At 41.5% G+C, this 7,622-nt stretch carries 11 protein-coding genes; 2 read left to right on the forward strand and 9 right to left on the reverse strand.

Going from position 1 to position 7,622, the window contains the following annotated elements; all coding sequences use genetic code 11:
- Positions 1-21: 21 nt before the first annotated feature.
- The 7 genes from CUU66_RS24245 to CUU66_RS14735 form a co-directional block, all read right to left on the reverse strand.
- Complete coding sequence (locus tag CUU66_RS24245) at positions 22-198, reverse strand: hypothetical protein (protein ID WP_180955296.1); 177 nt, start codon at positions 196-198, stop codon at positions 22-24.
- 95 nt (positions 199-293) lie between these two features.
- Complete coding sequence (locus tag CUU66_RS14710; RefSeq protein WP_101643465.1) at positions 294-1,070, reverse strand: DUF92 domain-containing protein; 777 nt, start codon at positions 1,068-1,070, stop codon at positions 294-296.
- The gene (locus tag CUU66_RS14715; RefSeq protein WP_257968012.1) at positions 1,060-1,632 is read right to left on the reverse strand and encodes a 5-formyltetrahydrofolate cyclo-ligase; all 573 of its coding nucleotides are present in this window, start codon (positions 1,630-1,632) and stop codon (positions 1,060-1,062) included. Before CUU66_RS14715 ends, CUU66_RS14710 begins: the two co-directional genes overlap by 11 nt.
- Positions 1,633-1,780: 148 nt before the next feature.
- Complete coding sequence (rpmG, locus tag CUU66_RS14720; RefSeq protein ID WP_090740981.1) at positions 1,781-1,930, reverse strand: 50S ribosomal protein L33; 150 nt, start codon at positions 1,928-1,930, stop codon at positions 1,781-1,783.
- 63 nt (positions 1,931-1,993) lie between these two features.
- The gene (locus tag CUU66_RS14725; RefSeq protein WP_101643469.1) at positions 1,994-2,623 is read right to left on the reverse strand and encodes a hypothetical protein; all 630 of its coding nucleotides are present in this window, start codon (positions 2,621-2,623) and stop codon (positions 1,994-1,996) included.
- The gene (locus CUU66_RS14730; protein ID WP_101643471.1) at positions 2,610-4,040 is read right to left on the reverse strand and encodes a glycosyltransferase family 4 protein; all 1,431 of its coding nucleotides are present in this window, start codon (positions 4,038-4,040) and stop codon (positions 2,610-2,612) included. Before CUU66_RS14730 ends, CUU66_RS14725 begins: the two co-directional genes overlap by 14 nt.
- 20 nt (positions 4,041-4,060) lie before the next feature.
- Positions 4,061-4,540, reverse strand: coding sequence for a DUF4912 domain-containing protein (locus CUU66_RS14735; RefSeq protein ID WP_101643473.1), 480 nt, complete (start codon positions 4,538-4,540; stop codon positions 4,061-4,063).
- A 343-nt stretch (positions 4,541-4,883) separates the two neighbouring features.
- On the opposite strand from CUU66_RS14735, the gene CUU66_RS14740 reads away from it, so the two are divergent.
- Together CUU66_RS14740 and CUU66_RS14745 are read left to right on the forward strand one after the other, a co-directional pair.
- Positions 4,884-5,264, forward strand: coding sequence for a hypothetical protein (locus tag CUU66_RS14740; protein WP_101643475.1), 381 nt, complete (start codon positions 4,884-4,886; stop codon positions 5,262-5,264).
- On the forward strand, positions 5,264-5,713 hold the full coding sequence (locus CUU66_RS14745; protein ID WP_101643477.1) for a hypothetical protein: 450 nt from the start codon (positions 5,264-5,266) through the stop codon (positions 5,711-5,713). Before CUU66_RS14740 ends, CUU66_RS14745 begins: the two co-directional genes overlap by 1 nt.
- A gap of 93 nt (positions 5,714-5,806) precedes the next feature.
- Here the strand turns inward: CUU66_RS14745 and phoU are convergent, their stop codons facing one another.
- Together phoU and pstB are read right to left on the reverse strand one after the other, a co-directional pair.
- Positions 5,807-6,457 carry a phosphate signaling complex protein PhoU gene (gene phoU / locus CUU66_RS14750; protein ID WP_101643479.1) on the reverse strand — a complete coding sequence of 217 codons (651 nt, stop codon included), beginning with the start codon at positions 6,455-6,457 and terminating at the stop codon, positions 5,807-5,809.
- A gap of 26 nt (positions 6,458-6,483) precedes the next feature.
- Complete coding sequence (gene pstB, locus CUU66_RS14755) at positions 6,484-7,269, reverse strand: phosphate ABC transporter ATP-binding protein PstB (protein WP_180955297.1); 786 nt, start codon at positions 7,267-7,269, stop codon at positions 6,484-6,486.
- Positions 7,270-7,622: the final 353 nt, after the last annotated feature.

Below are 7,622 nucleotides of genomic sequence, written 5' to 3' on the forward strand. Positions count from 1 at the left end.
AATAGGCGGGCCCTTTCCATGTTATTCGAACATATTTTGAAGAAACTTGCCCCTAAGCAGCGGACTCTTCATGGAAGTAGATACCACAAGGCTTCTCACTGCCGGCATGGACAGCATGCGGTTCATTATCGGATACCGGTATTTGTAAGCCGCTGCTCCAACAGCTGAAAGTAAAATGGTCTTCATTAAGAATCTCATAATTATCCCTCCTGCTTTTATTGTGAAGAAAATCCCGGGATTTTATGAATTCAAAAATAATTGCCCCCCTGAGTCTATCCTTAAACAAGGAGAACTTATATAAACAGGCAGCAGGTTATAACCGAAAGAACGATAGCGAGTGCATTCACCACATCATTATTTAACAGGCTGATGCCCTTAACTTTCTGTGTACTTTCATTACAGTGCATGAGCTTTTCAGTATGCAGACCGCAGACCGTGCATTTGTATTCCGCCTGGATCAGCGCTCCTATCAGAGTATCATACATACTTCCAAGAAAACCGAATCCTGTAATCATTAACACAAAAGAAATAGAAGCACCTTCAAATATAAAAGCGGAAATGAATGCGATAAAAAAAGAAGCCATAAGGGCACAAAACGTACCAAATATGCTGACAGCACCCGATGTGCCTTTGTCGACGGATTTAAAGTTCAGTATGGAAACAGGACGGGACCTGCTGAGAACTCCAAGTTCAGACGCCCAGGTATCAGAATTGGCAGCGGCTATACTGACTAAGAATAAAATCTCTGTCACGTTTCCTGGTTCAATAAAGTGAATGCATGCGATAATGGCTACAGCTCCCCCATTTGCAAGCACTTGCTGCCAATCGCGCTGGCTTCCCTTCATCAGTTTCTCATCAATAGGCTTTTTTACTGCGTTCCTGTATTTGGACCAAAAGCTGGAACTGGCAAAAAAGCAGCCAAGTACAAACAAACCTTTCCAGCCAAATCCCAGAGCTGTGGCTGTGCCCACTATTACAGCTGCAAACGCCCCAGAAGCTGTCAGGGACTTTTGCTTCCACCCTGCCCAGGCAGTAAAGATAATAATAAGGAAAAGAATACTATTCCACACAGTGAATGACCCTTGAAGGAGTTATAATTTTTGAAACAGGCATGTCATGTGATTCTACCGGTATTCCCGAAAGGATTTGTGAATCAAACGCCAGAGAGATGGTTTTGCCTGTGTACTTCGATAAAAAACGATCATAGTATCCCCCGCCATATCCCAGCCGGAAACCGTCAAGACGGAACGCTAATCCCGGAACGAATAGTAAATCTATTTCGTTGCTCTGAACGAGCTTAGTTTGGGCCTGGATAGGTTCCCTTAACCCAAAATACACGGTTTCCAGCTGATCAAAACTCAATAATTCTCTGAATTCAAGTTTCTTGTTTTCAGGATGACACTTCGGCACTGCCACTTTCTTCCGCTCTCTCCATGCCTGTTCAATCACTTCATATGTATCTGCTTCAGGAAAATTGGACAGTGTAATCCCAATGCATGCAGCACTGTTCCAATCTTTATCTATATACAGCTGTTCAGCTATCATCGCTGAATTCTGTATATAACTGTCCTTGGGCTGTAATGCTTTTTGCAATACCTGTTTTACATCTTTACGAACCTGCTTTTTATCCAATCGGCTCATCTCCTGACAAAAACGCTACATTATATAATCCTTTATACTTTTATTTAAACTGCCGGTAGCCAATCTGCCCAGCAAGTAATACATTCAGCGTTCTAAATGAAGCAGGGATAAATAAAAAAGCAACAGGATATCCTGCTGCTTACTTTGTTTCGCGGTGTGCAGTAGCACGTTTTTCTCTTGGGCAGTATTTTTTAAGCTCAAGACGATCCGGATTGTTACGTTTATTTTTTTTAGAAATATAGTTACGGTCTCCACACTCAGTGCAAGCCAACGTAATATTCACGCGCATTTATATTTCCCTCCAAACTACTTAAGTCTCTCTTTTCATACGACTTTTATATAATATCACCTTTTAAAGTAAAATGCTAGTACGTTTTTTTCTAAGAGAATTATTTATTTCTACAGCTTTCTCTCTGCACGGTGAAAGTACGGCCCAAGCAGCCCCGCTCGCATGGCTGCGAGGCTCGATAATCGTCTCTAGTGTGTAGATAATAAAAAGGTTTCCCTTTGCGAGAGGAGAGAAATAAAGTTCTCCCCTCTCCATTGATTTAAAGCAGCCTTCATATTTAAGCTTTGATGCTTCAATGATAGAATACTGGCCGATTCTGCCCTGGCAGATGGTTCCGCTCATATAGGCAAGATGGTCGTCCCTAAGCTGGATAATAGAATCCTCTTGGGGGCTGTAGAAAGCGGTGGTATCCAATTTGGTGGTTTCATGGTACATACATATGATTTTAATGTTTTGCTTTACAAGAGTTGGATTAAAAAGGGTAAATGACGTATAAACCCCTCTATAACCATCAACAGGGTTCTGATAATCCAGCGCCTGAACCTCAACCCGATGTTTACTTTGCTCTCTGTCTCCCAGATTAAAGAATTTCCCGTCTTCCCATAACCCTAAGCAGCAAGCCGGCAGTGTTCCGGCTGATCGTGTCAATTTCCCCTGTTTACGCCCGAGACCCATGCTTTCACTTGTTTTCATGTTTTCCCCCCTCTTTCCTTAAGCATCGATCCATCAAGATTTTTCTATAAACAGCTTCAGTCTCTTTACCAATTTTGCCCCAATTGTATAAGGTAAGAGCCGCCTGCCTGCCCTGAACAGCTGTTTTATTGGCTTCCTCAGGGTTCTTCAGGAGAAATTCTATCCATTCAGCAAGCTGCACTTCATTTCCCGGATTAAAATGATAGCCTTCTTCCATATGCTTAAAAATGCACTTAAGCCCCCCGGTTTTTGCAGCTATAACTGGCTTTGCTGCAGCCATCGCTTCTAGCGCCACAATTCCAAAGGGTTCATAATCACTGGGAAACACAGCAGCAATTGATTTCCTAAGAATGGCGTTCCTCTCTTCATCGGGTATAAAGCCTGTAAACGTAACGTAATCCTGTACGCCTTTCTCTCTCGCCAGATTTTTCAAGAACGGCAGGTAAGGTCCTTTACCAGAAATGATAAGATGCACTTTGTTCTGTTTATTTTTTAATAACGCCACCGCTTTAATAAGAGTCTGAAATCCTTTTTCCCTTACGACTCTGCCCCATGAATATATAATGGGAAAATCTCTGTCTGCAATGTATCGTGAAAAATCTGTATCCGCAAGAGACAGGACTTCCTCCTCTGTTATTCCGTTAGGCAGCATAACTAAATCTTCATCTTCACACTGAAAAACAGTTTTAAGCTCATCTTTCATGTATTCACTGCACACAATGACCTTGTCTGCAGCGGCAATCAACTGCTCCTCCTGCCGGTGGATTTTTTTCTGCAGCTCATTGTAAATACCATTGTTTCTTCCATATTCAGTCGAATGAATGGTAACTGCCAGACCCGTATTCTCATGACGTACAGCTGTACTTGCAGCGGCAGCTACCAGCCAGTCATGTGCATGGATAAGATCGATTGCTTCCTCTAGACAAATCTCCCTGATTTTATCGGCCATCGCAACGTTCAAACAGGCCGTCCAGTCGAGAAAAGAACTGTCTCCTGAAGTTAATGGAGTAACTCTATGAACAGAAATATCATCCAGCACTTCGTATTCGCTGGTATTTTCCTGCTGTACAGTAAGCACATGGATATGGTGGCCCATATCAGACATTGCCTTTGCCAGCCCGAATACATGTCTGGATAGGCCGCCAATTACATGAGGTGGAAACTCCCACGTCAGCATTAAGATGTTAAGAGATTTCTGATCACTGCTTTTAGATACTGCCCTTTCCAGAATGGTATGTACCCTTTCTTTTTTGAGGGAGGTAAAGATATGTGATTCCGGGGCTGTGTCCTCTGTCAGCAGAATCTCTTTAGATAGCCCGATTAATGAAAAAAGCTCTTCCTCCAGCTGTTTAGTTATGGAAATTCTTTTTGTTCCTTCATAATAAGACTTGATGCTGTTCTCAAAGGTGATCAGCAAAAGTGATTGCCCCCTTTGGTTCACTCGTTGGTTTCATATTGAGTATAAGTGCTTACCTGTTCAATCCAGCCACACTCTTCCTTCTGTCCTCGTTTCCAGGACCCGGTATCCAGTGTAAAATCTTCAGAAATAACGCCGGCACCCGGAGTATGGATGACCTTTGACCGAAGTATGGGGATCAGGGTGCTGTTCCCTTTATATCCTATATCTATAATATAAGATCGGTTTGGCTTTACTCCGCTTAGCTTCCATGTCCCTGCTTGATCGGGCAGCGGTACATCCATATACATACGGGCATTGTTCCCAGTAAATGAAATGCCTGTAACATCGTAAATCCTGCATTGTTTTTTCAGCTGAAGCGGCTGCACGCCCATGCTGAAGGCAATAATCTGTTTTTTGTAATCACTTACGGACCAATGCAAGACAATTATGTTTTCATTTTGAAGAACTGCCGAAATATAATGATCTTTATTTCCCGGATGAATGATGTTCTTTTCCATGATTTGTGATCTTTCCGCTCCTTTTTGTCCCAGGACAGAAGGGTAATATTTAAACTGTACTATTCATTTGACATACCAAAATTCAAAGTGATTCTTCCATAACCAAAATGACTGCCCTGCCTATTGACTTAAAACGCATATTTCATTTCTCTATCATTTAGGGCTTATCATAATCCTATCACGGGTATTAGTTCTAAACAATGAACGCATTTTGTCGATTGGTAGATATTTTCACAGCACAGTTTTTATAAGCAGGACTAGATTTCCGATAAAAATTCACATGAATAGATTATTTCGGTGTATGATTAATTTACCCAAATACATATGCTTCTGAGGTGCAATTATGGAATACATCATACTTACTCTATTACTCTTTTCCGCACTAGTTTTTATCTTTTCTTTACTTAGAAAGGACCGCTTTGCAGAACTTGAACGGGAGATAGAGCAGCTTTCTCTTTCCTATATGCAGGATATCTATCAATTAAAAAAGAAGATTTCCGTTTTGGAAGAGGAGCTTCTATTTCAAGATTCACAAGGTGGATTCCCCGATCTGCCGCCCCCTGCAAAGAAAGGGATTAGTACAGTGCATGAAATCATAAAAAATCAGGTCCTGGCGCTATATCGGCAAGGACTTTCCATTGAGCGGATTTCGCAGCAGTCGAATCTGCAGCAGGATGAGATTTTATCGATTATTGGCGAAAACCAGCAAAAGGAGAGACCATAATGAGCCGCAGCACATTACAAGCTTTTGCTGCAGGCCTCTTTATTGCAGCAGCAATCCTGGCTTCCTATCAATATCTTTTCAAGCATGAACAAACGATATCATTATCAGAGGCAAAAGACGTTATCAGTGAAGCCGGCTACAGCATATCTAAGGAGCAGGAGAAAACTATAAAAAAGACTCCTGCACCGCAAACCGCTGCAAAGCCTGCCGTCCCTTCACCTAAACAAGAGAAGCCCAAAATAAATGCGTATACATTAAAAATCCAAGCTGGTATGACACCGCAGGACATATCTGATATTCTGCAAAAAAATAGGGTCATTAAAAACTCCGATGACATGGAAAATTACCTGAATACCCATGACTTAAATGGAAACATCCAGCTGGGCAGCTTTGTCTTGACCAGTAATATGTCCATAGCTCAAATCTGCAGCACGATTACACGCAGCTAAAAAATAGTAGAAAACGAGCAGCACCATAGGTGTCTGCTCGTTTTTTGTTTGTTCATTCTCATAAGATTTGCAGTGTTTACAGCTGTTCTTGCTTTACTCATTTAAATCGTAGTGTCTGCCTTTAACCATAAAAAAAATATTTTCCGCAATATTAGTGGCATGGTCGGCCGTACGTTCCAAATAGCGCGCAATGAAGGTTAACTGTGTGACCTGTGCCATATTTTCCTGCGCCCGCTCTAAGAGGGTCTTTATCGTTTCACCATATAACTGATCGACTTCATCATCCATTTCACTTACTTCCTTGGCAAGGATTATATCTTCCTTTTCATAGGATTGGATAGACAGATCGATCATTTGTATGGTTAATTCGTGCATTTTTTTTAAATGAGTCAGAGGTTTAATGAAGGGCTCCTTACCGATCCGGATGGTTGATTTGGCAATATTCACAGCGAAATCTGCCATTCTTTCCAAATCAGCTGCAATTTTAATGGCTGCAATGATCCGCCGTAAATCACTTGCTACAGGCTGCTGTTTGGCAATTAAAAGAATAGCAAGATCATTAATTTCCTCTTCTAACAAATTCATCTTTACATCATCTTCTATGATTTCAAGGGCAGCTTCGAAATCCTGCTCCTCTAAAGCGGTAAATGCGTTAGCCAGGGCGTGTGACGACTGGACACCCAGCTTAATTAACAGCTCATTTAATTCCTTTAATTCCATTTCGAATTTTTCACGAACAACCATTACATTTCCCCCTGACCACATGTTTTTTACCCAAATCTGCCTGTTATATAATCCTCTGTTCTTTTATCTGATGGATTAGAAAAAATTTTATCTGTATGGGCAAATTCGATAACTTCCCCATTTAAAAAGAAGGCTGTTTTATCTGAAATTCTGGCTGCCTGCTGCATATTATGTGTAACCATAATGATGCTGAATTTTTTCTTGAGTTCCTGAACAAGCTCCTCAATTTTCAAGGTGGAAATGGGATCAAGAGCTGATGTAGGCTCATCCATTAAAATAACATCCGGTTCAATTGCGAGACATCGGGCAATACATAGACGCTGCTGCTGTCCCCCGGATAAACCATAAGCATTTTCGTTCAGGCGGTCCTTTACCTCATCCCAGATAAAAGCACCGCGCAAGCTCTTCTCTACGATTGCATCCAATGTCTTTTTATCCCGGATACCATGGATCCGCGGTCCGTATGCCACATTTTCATAAATGGATTTTGGAAATGGATTAGGTTTTTGGAAGACCATGCCTACTTTTGTTCTTAATTCTTCAACATAGTAAGATTTGTCAAAGATGTTCCGGTCCCGATACATAATTTCCCCTGAGGTTTTAACTCCGGGAACAAGCTCAATCATTCTGTTCAATGTTTTTATATACGTGGATTTGCCGCAGCCGGAAGGACCGATGATCGCAGCAATTTCATTTTCATACAAATTCAGATTTATATTTTTTAAAGCATGGTTTTCTCCATACCATAGGTTCAGTTCTTTTGTTTGGTAGACTGCAGCTTTGTCCTGCAGACTGGAGTTTTTCTTTTCTATTTGTCGATCGCGCTTCTTGTCCGCAGCTAAAATTGTGTTCACGAAATTCCCTCCCAATTGGCCTGATCTATATTTAAAGGTTTATTTGTTCTATTAGTAAAATTGCTTATCTAACTATTAGAATTTTAAAGCTTTTACATTAACGGGGTTTTAATTTTTTGTAAATTCTTTGTAAAGCGAGGCTGACAAAAATAAAAAGCTGTTTACGCAAACGTTGTTGTTATTGAACCAGGGGGCTGATTTCCACTACAGATGCTCGCTTTCCGCGGGGCGGGCGTTGAGCCTCCTCGGCTTCGCCTGTGGGGTCTCACCTGTCCCGCTGCTCCCGCAGGAGTCTCGCACCTTACGTTCCA

Origin of the sequence: Peribacillus deserti, assembly GCF_002863585.1 — a bacterium.
GTDB lineage: Bacteria > Bacillota > Bacilli > Bacillales > DSM-1321 > Paraperibacillus > Paraperibacillus deserti_A.

Coding starts and splice junctions, on each gene's coding strand:
- rpmG (WP_090740981.1), bottom strand. CDS start 1,930: ATGCGCGTGAATATTACGTTGGCTTGCACTGAGTGTGGAGACCGTAAC.
- phoU (WP_101643479.1), bottom strand. CDS start 6,457: ATGGTTGTTCGTGAAAAATTCGAAATGGAATTAAAGGAATTAAATGAG.
- CUU66_RS14725 (WP_101643469.1), bottom strand. CDS start 2,623: ATGAAAACAAGTGAAAGCATGGGTCTCGGGCGTAAACAGGGGAAATTG.
- CUU66_RS14745 (WP_101643477.1), top strand. CDS start 5,264: ATGAGCCGCAGCACATTACAAGCTTTTGCTGCAGGCCTCTTTATTGCA.
- CUU66_RS24245 (WP_180955296.1), bottom strand. CDS start 198: ATGAGATTCTTAATGAAGACCATTTTACTTTCAGCTGTTGGAGCAGCG.
- CUU66_RS14740 (WP_101643475.1), top strand. CDS start 4,884: ATGGAATACATCATACTTACTCTATTACTCTTTTCCGCACTAGTTTTT.
- CUU66_RS14735 (WP_101643473.1), bottom strand. CDS start 4,540: ATGGAAAAGAACATCATTCATCCGGGAAATAAAGATCATTATATTTCG.